The organism is uncultured Flavobacterium sp. (assembly GCF_951805225.1).
Classification (GTDB): Bacteria; Bacteroidota; Bacteroidia; order Flavobacteriales; family Flavobacteriaceae; genus Flavobacterium.
Map to the genome: position 1 here is coordinate 1580313 of NZ_OX638201.1, position 14731 is coordinate 1595043.

Here is a 14731-nt window from a genome sequence, read left to right on the forward strand (position 1 = left end):
TTAATTGGTTAAAATTAATTTGATTCGGTTAAAAGAGAAAGCATCATTATTTTAATGGTGCTTTTTTGATTCTGGTATATTTTAGTTTGATATCTTGCGTACAATCTTGTCAAACTGAGCGAAGTCGAAGTTCCAATTGTTAAATCACGTTGCGGGACTTCGACTTCGCTCAGTCTGACAAAAATGAAAATAACACAAAATAACTATGAAATACATCTATTCTCTACTCGCCATTTTTACAATTTCTTTAATAGCTTCGGTTATAAATCCAAAAGAGGGATTTACTTGCTTTCTTGAAATTATTCCGGCAATTATTGGATTCTTAATTTTGGCTTTTACATTCAAGAAATTCCGCTTTACCAATTTTACATACACTTTGATATTGATACATTGTATTATTCTCTTCATCGGCGGACATTATACGTATGCCGAAGTTCCTTTTTTTGACTATATAAAAGAGGTATTTCATCAAAGCAGAAATAATTATGATAAAGTGGGACATTTTGCACAAGGATTAGTTCCTGCAATGATTATCAGAGAGCTTTTTATTCGCAAAGAAGTAATTAGTAATAAAAGTTTCTTCAACTTTATTATCGTTTGTATTTGCTTGGCAATTAGTGCGACATACGAATTTATAGAATGGTTTGTTTCGCTAGCAACTGGCGACGGAGGTGACGCCTTTTTAGGAACTCAGGGATATGTTTGGGACACACAATCTGATATGTTGTTTGCTACAATTGGTGCAATTGTTGGGTTAATTTTATTCTCCAAAATTCAGGATAGACAAATTCAGAAAATCAATTTTTAAGCTTTTTCACAATTGATTACCATATACTCAATTTATCTATTAACGTTAAATGTAATTACTCCGTTGTTTATTGTAGGCGAAAAAAACATTTAGCACATAGAAACATAGTTTTTCTTCGTGCAATAAAAGGAGATCAAAAGAAACCAGTTTCTAACACATAGTGTGCTATGTGAATTTAAAAAAGTGAAACGCCTACTTTTTTAATTTTCAAAAGCTATGTTTCTATGTGGTAAAATAGTTTCTACCAATTTATATAAAATAAAAACGACCTTCTGCTCAAGGAAGGTCGTTTCAATTACTAACTCAAAACTCTTTTAAACTTTTAGCTCAAAACGTTTATTTTTTATTTTAAATCTTTTAAGATTGCAATTGCATCTGTTGCATTAGATAATTGCGCATATTTTAATGCAGTATATCCTTTGTCGTTTTTATCACTTGGACGTGCACCACTTGCTAATAATACTTTTAAGATTTCTACTTTATTGTAGCGAGCCGCTACCATTAAAGGAGACATATCTTCTGATATCTGATTTACATCAGCTCCATATTCGATAAATTTTTTCACGATTTCAACATCTCCTTTGCTAACTGCAACGTTTAATGGAGATACGAAATAAGTTCTAAATTCAACTGTGTTTTTCACAGCTGGTGTGTGATTTGCTGCCATTGAAACATTTGCAAATGCTACTAAAGCTACTCCTAAAATAATTACTGATTTTTTCATGTTGATTGATTATTTAATTGATTGATAATGATGATTTTTAATTTCTATGTAAATGTACTCTATTTTTTGTATTATGTATTGCAAGGTACCATGTTTTAACTAATTCTTAACATTCCGTTAATAAATGGGTTTCATATTAAAACTTAATGTTTCCAAAATTTCAACTTGCTTTACTAATAGACGCTACAACTATCGAAATGTTACAGTAAAATCGAAAAAAATATAAAAAAATTCATCAAAAAATTTCAAACCCAACAAATTCAAGGCTTTAGTTTTTTAACTTTACTGTAAAATGAAAGCAAAAAAGAATATCAAACCAGAACAGAACCTAATTTTTAACCTTTAAACTAGAGAAAATGATAATTATTAAAAGAATTTTGGTAGTGTTGATTTTAATTATATCGATTGTATTAATCGCGGCGTATTTTATGCCAAAAGAATATGCAATAGAAAGAGAGATTGTAATCGACAAACCAGCCGATAGTATTTTTAAATATGTGAAGTATTTAAAAAACCAAAATCAATTTAGTGTTTGGGCAAATATCGACCCGAAAATGAAATTAACTTACAAAGGAATTGATGGAACTGTTGGCTCTATATCTTCCTGGGAAAGCAAAGTAAAAGAAGTTGGTGTTGGCGAACAGGAAATCACAAAGATCACTGAAGGAAAACGTATAGATTTTGCTTTACGTTTTAAAGAACCGATGAATGATACTGCTGTAGGTTTTATGTCTACAGATGCAATTGCAGCGAATCAAACTAAAGTAAAATGGGGAATCAATGGCGTTTTTCCTTATCCGATGAATATAATGATGCCAATGATGAATATGGACAAGATGATTGGAAAAGATCTCGATAAAGGTCTTGAGAATCTAAAAACAAACTTAGAGAAGTAATTAAGCAAAAAAGCATCATTAATTGTAATGATGCTTTTTACTACACTTTATTTTAGATTTTTCAAAATAGCAATAGATTCATTTGCTTTTGAGTACTCTGCGTAATTTAATGCTATAAAGCCTTTTTCATTTTCCATGTCAGGATTTGCTCCGTTGGCAAGGAGAATTTTAATGATTTCAACCTTATTAAAACGTGCTGCCAGCATTAAAGGCGACATGTCTCTGGATAACTTATTTACATCGTCTCCATATTTAATGCATTTTTTAACGGTTTCAATATCTCCGTCACATACTGCGTAATGCAATAGTGATGCTGCGTAAGCAGAAGAATTAATTTGATTTTTTACAGATAACTTCAAATTAGAAGCTTCTGATACATTTGTTGATATAGCCAAAGCTATACCCAAAATAATGATTGATTTTTTCATGATGATTGATGATTAAATGATTGATGATTTTTGTAAAAATTAAATTAATGCATAAAACTATTTTTTAGAATTCTTTACTACTTACTATATAGACGTATAAATGACCCAAAACGTTGCACTTAAATGAAAAAAAAACAAAATAAAAAAGTGCAACTCAGTCAAAAGCTGAATTGCACTTTTTTTTATTTCTGCAAAGTCTTTATTTTAAACTATTTTTTTTGCGCAAACATTCTTTAAATCATTTTAAACAAAGAATTAGAATCCTTATAAAATGTAACATTATCAATTTGCGCAAAAAGAAAATGCCCTGCCTTTATACAAATAAAGAGCAAGGCATTTTTTATGTTTTATAATATTCATGGTTTAAATAATTAGTTTAAACCCAAAAATCACTATTTAGAAGCAAGATATTCTATTACATTTTTCTCGATGCGCTGATCGATATTAGCGATATCAGCTTTTACAAATTTCTCTCCAAGAATATTTTCATATAATTCAATATATCTTTCAGAAACTGATTCAATATAAGCATCTGTCATATCTGGAATTTGTTGTCCGTCTTGTCCTTGAAAACCATTTTCGATTAACCAACGACGTACAAATTCTTTTGAAAGTTGCTTTTGCTCCTCCCCTTTTTCTTGTCTTTCCTGATATCCATCAGCATAAAAATAACGAGAAGAATCTGGTGTATGAATTTCATCAATCAAAACAATAACTCCGTCTTTAGTTTTTCCAAATTCGTATTTAGTATCAACTAAAATCAAACCACGACTTGCAGCAATTTCAGTTCCTCTTTGAAATAAAGCACGAGTATATTTTTCTAAAACCAAATAATCTTCTTCAGAAACAATTCCTTTAGATAAAATATCTTCACGGGAAATATCTTCATCATGAGAACCGTTATCAGCTTTTGTAGTTGGCGTAATAATTGGTTCCGGAAATTTATCGTTTTCCTTTAAACCTTCTGCCATTGTAACTCCGCAAATTTGTCTTTTTCCGGCAGCATATTCGCGCGCAGCATGACCTGAAACATAACCACGAATAACCATTTCTACTTTAAAAGGATCACATAAATGTCCAACTGCTACGTTTGGATCTGGTGTTGCAATTAACCAATTTGGAACAATATCCTGAGTTAACTCCATGAATTTTGTTGCAATCTGATTTAAAATTTGTCCTTTGTACGGAATTCCCTTTGGTAAAACCACATCAAAAGCCGAAAGTCTATCCGTTGCAACCATTACCAAAAGTTCGTCATTAATATTGTAAACTTCTCTAACTTTTCCGCGGTAAACTGATTTTTGATTTGGGAAATTAAAATTTGTTGTTGTAATTGTATTGCTCATTATCCTTAGTTGTGTTGTTTTTTTATGATTGCAAATTTAAAACTAATTAAAAGAGCAAGCAAGAAAGTATTCAGTTTTCAGTCGCGGTTTTCAGTTTTCAGTCGCAGTCTCAGTTTGCGCTAGCTTTGTCAAAGCTTCAAGTTGCATTTTTAGACAACTGTAAAACTGAAAAACTTATTTTTCTAACAAAGTCGAATTAAATAAATTCAAAATTCTACTGTATTCATCAATCCACGAGTATGTTTCTTTAAATCCGTGTGATTCTACCGGAAAAGTAGAAAGAGTCCAATTCTTCTTTTGTAACTCAATAAAACGTTGAGATAAACGAACAACATCTTTATATTCGACATTATCATCAACCATTCCGTGCAACATAACAAGATTTCCTTTTAAATTATCTGCGAAATAAATCGGAGAACTTTTCTTGTAAGCTTCAGGATCTGTTTCTGGAAAATTCAAAATATTTCCTGTATATCCGTGATTGTAATGTGCCCAATCTGTAACAGAACGCAATGCAGCGCCAGATTTAAATTCGCCAGGAGTCGTTAACATTCCCATCAAAGTAATAAATCCACCATAAGATCCACCGTAAATACCAACTCTGTTCGCGTCAACTCCGTATTTTTCAACTAGATATTTTTTTCCGTCAAGCTGATCAGATAAATCTTTTCCTCCCATAAAACGGTAAATTCCAGTTCTAAAATCACGTCCGTAACCATCACTTCCTCTGTAATCAATGTCTAAAACTGTATAACCTAAATCAGTCAACAAATTATGAAACATATATTCTCTGTAATAATTACTCCAAAAATTATGTGCGTTTTGTAAATAACCTGCGCCGTGAACAAAAATTACGGCAGCTTTATTATTACTTTCTGCTTTTGGCGTATATAATCTCGCATTTACAGGAGTTCCGTCTTGCGCTTTGAATGTAATTACTTCCGGTTCTCTCCATTTATACTGTTTGAAACTCTCAGAAGGCGAAGAAGAAATTTGTTGTAATGTCGTGTTCTTTTTATTATCGGCAATATAAAAATCCCATGGAATATTTTTATAAGAATAACGTACCAAAAGCGATTTTTCATCTGGTGAAACCACAACTTCATGTGCGCCATCTTTAGTCAAAATTGGTTCTAAAGCGCCACCAATTGCAGGTAATTTATAGAAATTTCTATTTCCCGGATTTGTTGTATTTGTCGTTAAATAAAACGTCTTTTTATCTTTAGACAATACTACGTCACGAACTTCCCAATTTCCGGTTGTTAATTGGGTTTTCTTGTTTGACTTTAAATTATAAGTATATAAATGTGAATATCCTGTAACTTCAGATTGGAAATAAATCGTTTCGTTATCTGCTAAGAAACCAAGAATTCCAGATTCAAAAGAATACGATGGAATTCCAGGACCACCAATCCACGCTTCATCATATTGATGTTCAATTTCTTTAAAAGTTCCGTTTTCAAGGTTTAAACTTATCAGCCATCTATCTTTATTATCCTGACTTCTAATATCGACAATTGCCAGCGTTCCGTCTTCGTTATAAACCGGAGCAAGAGTTGTAATTAGTTTATCTTCTTTGGCTTTATTTTTTAAATTATCGTAAGTTTCATAATACTTTGGAGAATCCTGAATATGACTTAAAGTCGAAAAATTCACATAATAAACAGTATCTTTTGCTACAGAATAAATTCCGAATTTCGTTTTTACCAAATTTGCTGTAGAAACTTTTTCTTTAGTATCCGGCGTTTGATTATAACCGTCATCCGTTATAAAAACTTCCATTTTTTCTTGTTTGATATCTGCTGCTTCAACTAAACTAAATGTCGCAAAATTTCCATTTGGATTAGCTTTCAGATTATACAAATTGTCTTTTCCATAGAAATACTCTTTAGCAAAATCAGATTTAGTGGCTTTAGCTTTAGCAAGATTCCATTGTTTTTTTGCTTCCTTATCTCTAATAAACTGAAACAACTCTTTTTGTTGTGTTACTAAAAATGAGTCTTTATCTGTAGTTTTCTCTTTTTTAACTCCTTTAGAAAGGTTGGTTATTTGCAAAACTGTTCCTTCTTTAGCATTGTATTTGAAAATATTACCATTTTGTTCGAAAAAAACAATTCCTGCAGTTGTTCCTAATTCCAAATTTGAAATATCGCTGCTTTGCTGAATAATTTTCTTAACTGCTTTTGTACTATTTGTATAAGAATATAAAGCTCCTTTATCTACATAATAAAAAACATCAGAACCAGTTTTACTTTTAAAATCAAGTTTAGAAAAACTAGCTTCTTTAGGTTCAACCAAAACAGGTTTTGCGGCTCCTTTTTGCCAAGAATAAGTGCTTTCGCCTAAATCATTCGTTGGATTCCATTCAAAATACACTTTTTTCCCATCCAAAGACCAGCGTCCGTTTGTTGGTTGATTTCCAATAAAAGACTCGCCTTTCATTATTTCTTCGAGTTTCAAAATTTGGCTATTGCCCAATATTGAAAAAATCAAAAAGGCAAGGATAAAAAAGTTTTTTCTCATGGTATTTTTCGTTTAAGAAAACAAAAATACACTTTGCAGATTATTAAAAAAATGTTTCTGCAATTTGGTTACAAAATCCTTAGTATTTTATTCGTTTCATAAAAAAATCCCTGAAGAATTATCTTCAGGGATTCTATTTTTGTTAAAAGTCTAAAAATTACAATTTAAATAATAATAATAATAATAATAATAGACTTTCTATTCGTATTTGCTTTTAAAAATTAACTCTGAACAAATTCTTTATCCAAAATTTTTGAAGCTATATATCTTGCAACACCATCTTCGGCATTTGTTTTAATTACTTCTAAGTTTGGCAAAGTTTCCTTTAATAAATCTGGAGCATTTCCCATAATTAAACCTTTTCCTGTTGAAGACAACATTTGAACATCGTTAAAACCGTCTCCAAACGAAATCGCTTCTTCTAATGAAAACCCTTCTTTTTCCAGAACTTTCTCGATTGCAACTGCTTTATCTACAGATTTATCCATAAACTCCAGACAAGTTGGTAAACTAAAAGCATGATGTAAATCCTGAGAAGAATTTGACATAATAGCGTCTTTTAAAGCTACTAATTTTTCATGATTATCATGAGAAAAGAATATTTTAATAGCGCCAAAATCTTCCAGTTTTTTATAATCAACCAATTCCGGAGCGTATCTTAATTCTTCCTGAAAAGCATTTAATCTTTCGCTTATTCTATTGGTTTGCCAAACATTTTCTTTAAATAAAACTACTGTAATTTCCGGATCAATTTCTACGTTTAAAGCTGCTTTTACAACGTCACTTTCTAAGTTAAATGCAAAAAGTTCTTTTCGCTCAGGCGAATGAATTCTTGCTCCGTTTGAGCTTACTAGATAAACCGGAACTTCCAATTTTTCAATAATTGCCATTGCATCAAGATGATGACGTCCTGTGGCAACAACGATAAGAATATTTTGATTGTGTAATTCCTGAAAAATAGATTTAGTATAATCTGATATTTTGTGGTGTGGGTTGAGTAAAGTTCCGTCTAAGTCCGTTACAACAACTTTTATATTTTTAAGTTTCGAAGTCATATTAAAAATCAAGTATTTATGATTTGCAAATTTACGTCTTTGCACGCACAAGAACAAAGATTGCAAGTCATAAAAGCCCGAAATACGCCAAGTTTATTATTTATTTAACTATTTCGTTAAATATTGTTTTATAAGTATTTTAAACTTGAATAATTCCTAATTTATATAAATTTATTGCTTTCTGTATAATGTCTTCAATTTGTTCCAAAGGCAAATCTTCATTTATATCAAAAAGCATAATTTTCATTCTCGACCGATTTTCCTGAAGTAAAAAATCTTCGTCAAAATGTTTTCCTTCGACAATTCCTATATAAGGTTGTTTGTACTTTTTATGAAGCCACAAATAGCAGAACATCTTTCCTTTATAGCAAAAGAAAGGCATTCCGTATTTTAAAACATTTGTAATATCTGTATCTTGTTTCAGAATAATTTCTTTCAATACAAGAAATATCCCTTTTATGGGTTCTTCTTGTTTTAAATAGAAATCATCCAATTGTGTCATTTTTTACTTTTTGGAGTTCTTGCAAAAGAAATTTTGAATCTATTAGGGCATTTAGCAAATTTTTTACGCTTGTAGATCAATGAATCATTTTTGATATAAAACTGTTCTTTATCAATAGTAACAAATGACATATCCATATCAGGCACGCAACCTGGTATTGTCGTTAAAACATTACTGGTTTTATCAGCATAATTACAATCTGAAAAAGGAAAAACATTGTAACAATCTTCCATTTTTGCGCTACTTAATTCTATTGTATCTCCAATCATTTTCCAAGTTCCGTTAGAGAAACCTGTCCACGAACTACTTCCGCCATTATATAAAAAGGTATTATCAGGAAGTATATTTAAAATTGTTTTATTCTCAGCTTCGTATCCGGTATCATACCAAGTGCCGGTAAAATTCTTTGGATTGCTTTCAGTCTTTTTGCACGAAATAGAAAAAATAAGTATTGCTAAACTCAATGTTTTAATTGTCATCAAATAAAATTTTAATTTTCAAAATTATCAAAAAAAATATTCGTTTTACACATTTCTACTGAAAGATATGTATAAAACGAATATTAATAAATGTCAAAACACATTACACGATTTACATTTGACACTTTATAAAATTAATCGTGATTTTCTATTTGTTTATAAGCGTCAATTACCTTTTTGACTAATCTGTGACGTACGATATCTTTATCATCAAGATAAATAATCCCGATTCCGTCAACGTCTTTCAAAACCAAAATAGCTTCTTTAAGACCAGAAATAGTTCTGCGTGGTAAATCGACCTGTCCAGGATCACCCGTAATCATGAATTTGGCATTTTTTCCCATACGGGTCAAAAACATTTTCATTTGCGAGTGTGTCGTGTTCTGTGCTTCATCGAGAATTACAAAGGCGTTATCAAGCGTACGACCACGCATAAATGCAAGCGGCGCAATTTGTATAATTCCTTTCAAAATATAATCTTCGAGTTTTTCGTTAGGCAGCATATCGCGCAAAGCATCATAAAGCGGTTGCATATAAGGATCTAATTTTTCTTTCATATCGCCGGGTAAAAAACCAAGATTTTCTCCTGCTTCTACCGCTGGTCGCGTTAGTATTATCCTTTTTACTTCCTTGTCTTTAAGCGCTTTCACCGCCATTGCAACACCCGTATACGTTTTTCCGGTTCCCGCAGGACCAACTGCAAACACCATATCATTTTTCTTGATGGTATCTACCAATAATTGTTGGTTAGGCGTCATTGCCTTAATTATTTTACCGCCAACACCATGAACTAATATTTTGTCATGATCGTATGATTTTCTTTCATCCTGACCATCACTCATTATTACACGTTCAATTACATTATCGTCAATGTTGTTGTATCGGGTAAAATGAAGCATAAGCCTCTGAAATCTTTTTTCGAATTCATCTAGAACTTCTTTTTCGCCAAATGCTTTCAAAGTGGTACCTCTCGCTACTATTTTAAGCTTTGGGTAATACTTTTTAATTATTTCAAGATGAGTGTCTTGAGCGCCCCAAAAGTCTTTTGGAGCGATGTCTATGAGCTCGATAATTCTTTCGTTCAAATGAGATAGTTTTAAATTAAAAATAAATCAGTTTTTATAATTTAGTGGTTGTCGGGTCTTTTTTATACTTGCAGTTTTTGTGCCAGTTTTCCATAATTGCCATTGTGGCTGATAGCTGAGACTATTATTGCAAATTGTCTTTTCTTTCTTTCATTTTGCAATTACTATTATTAGCTTTGCATTTCTCAAATTTAATGAAAATTAGATTTAAATACTACCAATAGTTATAAACAAAATTATGTCAATAATTACCCTTACTACCGATTACGGCTTAAAAGACCACTTTGTTGGTTCGCTAAAGGGTAAAATATTATCAGAGTATCCAGAGGTTACAATTGTGGATATTTCGCATGACATAGATCCATTCAACACTGCTGAAGCAAGTTACGTTGTTGGCGCATCTTATTTGAGTTTTCCAAAAGGAACTGTACACTTAATTGGAGTCGATATTGAACGCAATAAAGAAAACCAGCATATTGCAATGGAATGGAACGATCATTTCTTTATTTGTGCCGATAATGGTATTCTAAGTATGCTTACGCAGAAGATTGTTCCGCAAAAAATTGTTTCTATCAATATACATGACCGTTTTCCGAGTGAATTCAGCGATTTGGATATTTTTATAAAAGTAGCTTCTCATATTTCTAAAGGCGGATTACTAAATGTCATCGGAAAAGAAATCTCGGAAATTAAACAAATTACAGAACTGCAACCTGTGATTTCAAACGACGGAACTTCTATAAAAGGATATGTGATTTACATCGATCATTTTGGAAACGTCGTAACAAATATTTCGAAAAAGCAATTTGTAGAAATCGCAAAAGGACGTCCGTATGAAATCGTTATGAAGCCAAAAAGTATTAAAACTATTTTGCCAAATTATTCCGCTATTGCAACATCAGATAAATATCCTATAAAAACATATGAAGGAGAAAAACTTGCCATTTTTAATGAAGCTGGTTTTCTAGAAATTGCCATTTTTAGGAGTAATCCTTCAAAAGTTGGTTCTGCAAATAGCCTTTTAGGATTGAATTATCGTGATGTAATAACGATTAAGTTTTTGTAGAAATTTTAGATTCTTTGATAACGCAAAAATCGCTCGTAGATTAAACTGATTTAACAGATTTACACGGATTTTTTCTTTTTTTTTGTCATTCCTGGCAATGACAAAATTGTATCAAAAATTAGCTTTTAGAATATTTTACTTTTTAATAAAAAGAACAATCTATTTTGGTATTTTTGCGCACCTGAAATAATTTTAGACTTCAATAAAAAATCTAAAATCAGCAATCTAAAATCTAAAATTAAAATATGTTTGTTCGAATAGTCAAAATGAGTTTTCACGAAGAAAAAATTCCTGATTTTCTGGAGAATTTTGAATCCGTAAAAGACAAAATACGAAAAGCAGATGGAAATCGTTTTTTAGAATTGTATCAGGATAAAAACGACAAATGCATATTTTTTACTTATAGTTATTGGGAAACCGAAGAAGATTTAAAAAATTACAGACAATCTGAGCTTTTTAATACAGTTTGGAGTTTTACAAAGCAATTGTTTAATGCAAAACCTGAAGCTTGGAGCGTGGATAAATTAGTTTCTTTAGTTTAAAGTTTCAGGTTTCAAGTTATTGTTGAAACTGAAAATTGGAATGAATTAACCGCAAAGGGCGCAAAGATTATATTTAATAAGGTTTAATGAAACGCAAAGTTCGCAAAGCTAGACTTGAAACATGAAACCTGAAACAAAATAAAACTCTAAACAATAACTAAGATGAAATCTGAAATTGTATATGTTGAAAATAAAACTGAAGCAAATCACAATGGAAAAGCGTGGATTGGAAAATGTTTTTTCTCCAAAACGAAGCAAACGATTTATTTCAATGGAAACATTTACAAAAAAGGAAAAGGAATCTCAAGTAACTATTTTGACCTTGAAACCGGAATTAATTATTGGATTTCAGGAGTTAAAAAAAATGGGGATGATAGACATAAGTCTGGAAAAGGTGTAATTGAAATTGATACAAGTATTATTGAAGAGTATCTTAATATAATTGGCGAAAAAGAATTACAAAAGAATAAATTCAAAATTGCAGAGCTGAATAATGTTCCGGCGAAAGAAAAAGCAACAGAAATATTAAATGAAAAATATGAAGGAACTTTTGATGATTCAATCAAATTCAAAGAAATAAATGATTTAACAGATAATGAACTTACCGACTTGATTGAATATTATACTGAAATGGATTTTACAGAAATGTATAAAAAAAACAGAAAGTCATATATTGAACATTTTGAAGAACTAAAATCAGAGCAAGAAAAACGAGAACTAATTTAGTTTACTAAGTTTTTCAAAACCTGAAACATGAAACTTTAAACAAAAAATACAAATAAAACGATTAAACAACAATTAAATGAAATCAATCATTTTACGAGAAATAAAATCCTTTTTTGGCTCTCCTATTGGCTATTTAGTCATTGCTATTTTCCTAATTAGCAACGGACTATTTTTATGGGTGTTCGAAGGAGATTACAATATATTAAATACCGGTTACGCAGATTTGACTCCGTTTTTCACATTAGCGCCATGGATTTTGATTTTCCTGATTCCGGCGGTTACAATGAGAAGTTTCTCTGACGAAAAAAAACAAGGAACATTAGAATTGCTTTTAACAAAACCATTATCAATTTGGGAAATCGTAAATGGAAAGTTTTTAGGTTCTCTCCTATTGATTATTCTAGCAATTATTCCAACATTTATATATGTAAAAGTAATTTCTAATTTAGGTTCGCCAGAAGGAAATATCGATATGGGAAGCACAATTGGTTCTTATTTTGGATTATTGTTTTTGATTGCTGCTTATTCTGCAATTGGGATTTTTACTTCTACCCTATCCGAAAATCAAATTGTAGCTTTTATAATTGCTGTTTTTATATGCTTTTTCTTTTATTTTGGATTTGAAGGTTTAGCTTCATTAATTCCGGGATCTTCGACAATTGTTTCGGCTCTTGGTATGCAGGATCACTTTAAAAGTATGAGTCGAGGCGTAATTGATACTCGCGATGTTATCTATTTTTTGAGCATCACCGTATTATTTCTGTCTTTTACAGTTTATCAATTAAAATCTTTTAAAGCCTAATGAAAGCGTCTACTCAACAAAATATCAAAACATTAGGTATTACTGTTTTTGTTTTAATCGTTTTAAATGTATTAGGAAGTTTATTTTTCCACCGATTTGATTTAACAAAAGACAAAAGATATACTTTATCCGAAACCTCTTTACAGATTGTAAAACAGGTTAAAAATCCGTTGTCGATTAAGATTTATATGCAAGGTGATTTACCCGCAGATTTCAAACGTTTACAACAAGAAACCAGACAATTACTAGAAGAATTTCAAGCTTATAACAGCAATATAGTTTTCGAATTTGTAAATCCAATGGAGAACAAAGACGAAAGCATGGATGTTGTAAAATCTTTGTATCAAAAAGGTCTTACGCCAATAAACATAACTGTTGACGATAAAGGAAAGCAATCTCAGGCGATGGTTTTTCCTTGGGCAATTGCAGTTTATAACAATAAAGAAGTTAATATTCCTTTGTTGAAAAACATAATGGGCGCTTCGACTACACAGAAAGTAATTGGATCGATTCAGCATTTAGAATATTCAATTGCCGATGCCATTAATAAAATTAGCAAAGACAGACAAAAGAAAGTTGCAATCATAAAAGGAAATGGAGAATTGAACGAAATTCACATTGCCAAAATGCTGCAGCAAATTCGCGAAAGCTATTATATTGGACCTTTTACATTAGATTCTGTAGCCAAAGATCCAAACGGAACTTTAAATGCTTTAAAGAAATATGATCTTGCAATTATCTCAAAACCAACAGAAACTTTTTCTGACGAAGAAAAGCAAGTTTTAGATCAATATATCATGAACGGCGGAAAAACGTTATGGTTAATCGATCAGGTTGCAGCAGATATGGACAGTTTGTACAATCAATCCGGAGCAACTTTAGCCTATCCAAGAGATTTGAATCTAAACGATATGTTCTTTAAATATGGATTCAGAATTAATCCTGATTTAGTAAAAGACGAACAAGGAAGTCCAATAAAATTAGCGACCGGAGAACAAGGAAGTGCTACACAATATCAGGAATTCTTTTGGAAATATGCTCCTGTCGTAGTTCCAATCAGCAGTAATCCTATTGTAAAAAATCTAGGTCAGATTAAGTTTGATTTTGCAAGCCCGATCGATACTTTAAAAAACGGAATCAAAAAAACAGTTTTATTACAATCGTCTCAATATTCGAAAGTAATTGGAACTCCAACAGAAATCAATTTAAACATTGTAACAGAGAAAAGTTCTCCACAGGATTATTTAAACAAAGGAAATATTCCACTTTCTGTTTTATTGGAAGGTTCTTTCCATTCGGCTTTTGAGAATCGCGTTTTACCTTTCAAGGAAAATTCATTTTTAGCAAAAGGAAAACCAAACAAAATGATTGTAATTGCTGATGGAGATCTCGCGAGAAATCAATTAGACAAAAACATGATGCCTGTTGAATTAGGTTACGATCAACGTACAGGAAACCTATACGACAACAAAGATTTTATGATGAATTGTATTAATTATTTGTTGGATGATACAGGACTTATTAACATTAGAAGCAAAGATGTCAGCTTACCGTTATTAGACAAAGAGAAGGTTTACGAGAATTATACGATGACGCAATTCATAACTATCGGACTTCCAATTCTAATTTTATTAGTTTTTGGAATCGTATTTACTTACTTGCGAAAAAGAAAATACAGCAAATAGATGTTAATAAAAAAATTGCGAAACTAAGATTGTTTACGATATATTTGTAAAACCTATCTTAGTT

General features: G+C 31.1%; 15 protein-coding genes. 7 read left to right on the top strand and 8 right to left on the bottom strand.

Going from position 1 to position 14731, the window contains the following annotated elements; translation table 11 throughout:
* Nucleotides 1-205 precede the first annotated feature (205 nt).
* Nucleotides 206-808: a DUF2238 domain-containing protein gene (locus WN975_RS06805; protein ID WP_337965838.1), complete on the top strand. Its 603-nt coding sequence runs from the start codon at nucleotides 206-208 to the stop codon at nucleotides 806-808.
* A 343-nt stretch (nucleotides 809-1151) separates the two neighbouring features.
* On the opposite strand, the gene WN975_RS06810 is transcribed toward WN975_RS06805, so the two are convergent.
* Nucleotides 1152-1532 carry an ankyrin repeat domain-containing protein gene (locus tag WN975_RS06810; protein WP_337965839.1) on the bottom strand — a complete coding sequence of 127 codons (381 nt, stop codon included), beginning with the start codon at nucleotides 1530-1532 and terminating at the stop codon, nucleotides 1152-1154.
* Between the two features lie 356 nt (nucleotides 1533-1888).
* Here WN975_RS06810 and WN975_RS06815 point away from each other — a divergent pair, with 356 nt between their 5' ends.
* Nucleotides 1889-2428 carry an SRPBCC family protein gene (locus tag WN975_RS06815; RefSeq protein ID WP_337965840.1) on the top strand — a complete coding sequence of 180 codons (540 nt, stop codon included), beginning with the start codon at nucleotides 1889-1891 and terminating at the stop codon, nucleotides 2426-2428.
* A 47-nt stretch (nucleotides 2429-2475) separates the two neighbouring features.
* Here the strand turns inward: WN975_RS06815 and WN975_RS06820 are convergent, their stop codons facing one another.
* The 7 genes from WN975_RS06820 to WN975_RS06850 all read right to left on the bottom strand — a co-directional run bounded on the left by WN975_RS06820 (nucleotide 2476) and on the right by WN975_RS06850 (nucleotide 9846).
* On the bottom strand, nucleotides 2476-2856 hold the full coding sequence (locus WN975_RS06820) for an ankyrin repeat domain-containing protein (RefSeq protein WP_337965841.1): 381 nt from the start codon (nucleotides 2854-2856) through the stop codon (nucleotides 2476-2478).
* A gap of 392 nt (nucleotides 2857-3248) precedes the next feature.
* Nucleotides 3249-4202 carry a phosphoribosylaminoimidazolesuccinocarboxamide synthase gene (locus WN975_RS06825; protein ID WP_337965842.1) on the bottom strand — a complete coding sequence of 318 codons (954 nt, stop codon included), beginning with the start codon at nucleotides 4200-4202 and terminating at the stop codon, nucleotides 3249-3251.
* Nucleotides 4203-4376: 174 nt separating this feature from the next.
* The gene (locus WN975_RS06830) at nucleotides 4377-6725 is read right to left on the bottom strand and encodes a prolyl oligopeptidase family serine peptidase (protein WP_337965843.1); all 2349 of its coding nucleotides are present in this window, start codon (nucleotides 6723-6725) and stop codon (nucleotides 4377-4379) included.
* A 221-nt stretch (nucleotides 6726-6946) separates the two neighbouring features.
* Entirely contained in the window at nucleotides 6947-7780 is an 834-nt protein-coding gene (locus WN975_RS06835; RefSeq protein WP_337965844.1) for a Cof-type HAD-IIB family hydrolase, read from the bottom strand.
* A gap of 139 nt (nucleotides 7781-7919) precedes the next feature.
* Complete coding sequence (locus WN975_RS06840) at nucleotides 7920-8282, bottom strand: DUF1801 domain-containing protein (RefSeq protein WP_337965845.1); 363 nt, start codon at nucleotides 8280-8282, stop codon at nucleotides 7920-7922.
* Nucleotides 8279-8761, bottom strand: a complete 483-nt coding sequence (locus WN975_RS06845) for a hypothetical protein (protein WP_337965846.1) — start codon at nucleotides 8759-8761, stop codon at nucleotides 8279-8281. Before WN975_RS06845 ends, WN975_RS06840 begins: the two co-directional genes overlap by 4 nt.
* Nucleotides 8762-8895: 134 nt before the next feature.
* Nucleotides 8896-9846 (bottom strand): PhoH family protein, encoded by a 951-nt coding sequence (locus WN975_RS06850; RefSeq protein ID WP_056190794.1) that lies wholly within the window; start codon nucleotides 9844-9846, stop codon nucleotides 8896-8898.
* Nucleotides 9847-10084: 238 nt separating this feature from the next.
* On the opposite strand from WN975_RS06850, the gene WN975_RS06855 reads away from it, so the two are divergent.
* From WN975_RS06855 to gldG, 5 genes are all read left to right on the top strand, one after another.
* Nucleotides 10085-10912: an SAM-dependent chlorinase/fluorinase gene (locus tag WN975_RS06855; RefSeq protein WP_337965847.1), complete on the top strand. Its 828-nt coding sequence runs from the start codon at nucleotides 10085-10087 to the stop codon at nucleotides 10910-10912.
* 245 nt (nucleotides 10913-11157) lie between these two features.
* Nucleotides 11158-11454 (top strand): antibiotic biosynthesis monooxygenase family protein, encoded by a 297-nt coding sequence (locus WN975_RS06860; protein ID WP_337965848.1) that lies wholly within the window; start codon nucleotides 11158-11160, stop codon nucleotides 11452-11454.
* A gap of 162 nt (nucleotides 11455-11616) precedes the next feature.
* The gene (locus tag WN975_RS06865) at nucleotides 11617-12180 is read left to right on the top strand and encodes a hypothetical protein (protein ID WP_337965849.1); all 564 of its coding nucleotides are present in this window, start codon (nucleotides 11617-11619) and stop codon (nucleotides 12178-12180) included.
* Between the two features lie 76 nt (nucleotides 12181-12256).
* The gene (gldF, locus tag WN975_RS06870) at nucleotides 12257-12982 is read left to right on the top strand and encodes a gliding motility-associated ABC transporter permease subunit GldF (protein WP_337965850.1); all 726 of its coding nucleotides are present in this window, start codon (nucleotides 12257-12259) and stop codon (nucleotides 12980-12982) included.
* Nucleotides 12982-14667, top strand: coding sequence for a gliding motility-associated ABC transporter substrate-binding protein GldG (gene gldG / locus WN975_RS06875; RefSeq protein WP_337965851.1), 1686 nt, complete (start codon nucleotides 12982-12984; stop codon nucleotides 14665-14667). The genes gldF and gldG overlap by 1 nt, the downstream gene beginning before the upstream one ends.
* The last annotated feature ends 64 nt before the right edge of the window (nucleotides 14668-14731 follow it).

Bases quoted from the DNA above. Each gene is read 5' to 3' on its own strand.
- WN975_RS06805 (WP_337965838.1), top strand. From the start codon at position 206: ATGAAATACATCTATTCTCTACTCGCCATTTTTACAATTTCTTTAATA.
- WN975_RS06810 (WP_337965839.1), bottom strand. From the start codon at position 1,532: ATGAAAAAATCAGTAATTATTTTAGGAGTAGCTTTAGTAGCATTTGCA.
- WN975_RS06815 (WP_337965840.1), top strand. From the start codon at position 1,889: ATGATAATTATTAAAAGAATTTTGGTAGTGTTGATTTTAATTATATCG.
- WN975_RS06820 (WP_337965841.1), bottom strand. From the start codon at position 2,856: ATGAAAAAATCAATCATTATTTTGGGTATAGCTTTGGCTATATCAACA.
- WN975_RS06825 (WP_337965842.1), bottom strand. From the start codon at position 4,202: ATGAGCAATACAATTACAACAACAAATTTTAATTTCCCAAATCAAAAA.
- WN975_RS06830 (WP_337965843.1), bottom strand. From the start codon at position 6,725: ATGAGAAAAAACTTTTTTATCCTTGCCTTTTTGATTTTTTCAATATTG.
- WN975_RS06835 (WP_337965844.1), bottom strand. From the start codon at position 7,780: ATGACTTCGAAACTTAAAAATATAAAAGTTGTTGTAACGGACTTAGAC.
- WN975_RS06840 (WP_337965845.1), bottom strand. From the start codon at position 8,282: ATGACACAATTGGATGATTTCTATTTAAAACAAGAAGAACCCATAAAA.
- WN975_RS06845 (WP_337965846.1), bottom strand. From the start codon at position 8,761: ATGACAATTAAAACATTGAGTTTAGCAATACTTATTTTTTCTATTTCG.
- WN975_RS06855 (WP_337965847.1), top strand. From the start codon at position 10,085: ATGTCAATAATTACCCTTACTACCGATTACGGCTTAAAAGACCACTTT.
- WN975_RS06860 (WP_337965848.1), top strand. From the start codon at position 11,158: ATGTTTGTTCGAATAGTCAAAATGAGTTTTCACGAAGAAAAAATTCCT.
- WN975_RS06865 (WP_337965849.1), top strand. From the start codon at position 11,617: ATGAAATCTGAAATTGTATATGTTGAAAATAAAACTGAAGCAAATCAC.
- gldF (WP_337965850.1), top strand. From the start codon at position 12,257: ATGAAATCAATCATTTTACGAGAAATAAAATCCTTTTTTGGCTCTCCT.
- gldG (WP_337965851.1), top strand. From the start codon at position 12,982: ATGAAAGCGTCTACTCAACAAAATATCAAAACATTAGGTATTACTGTT.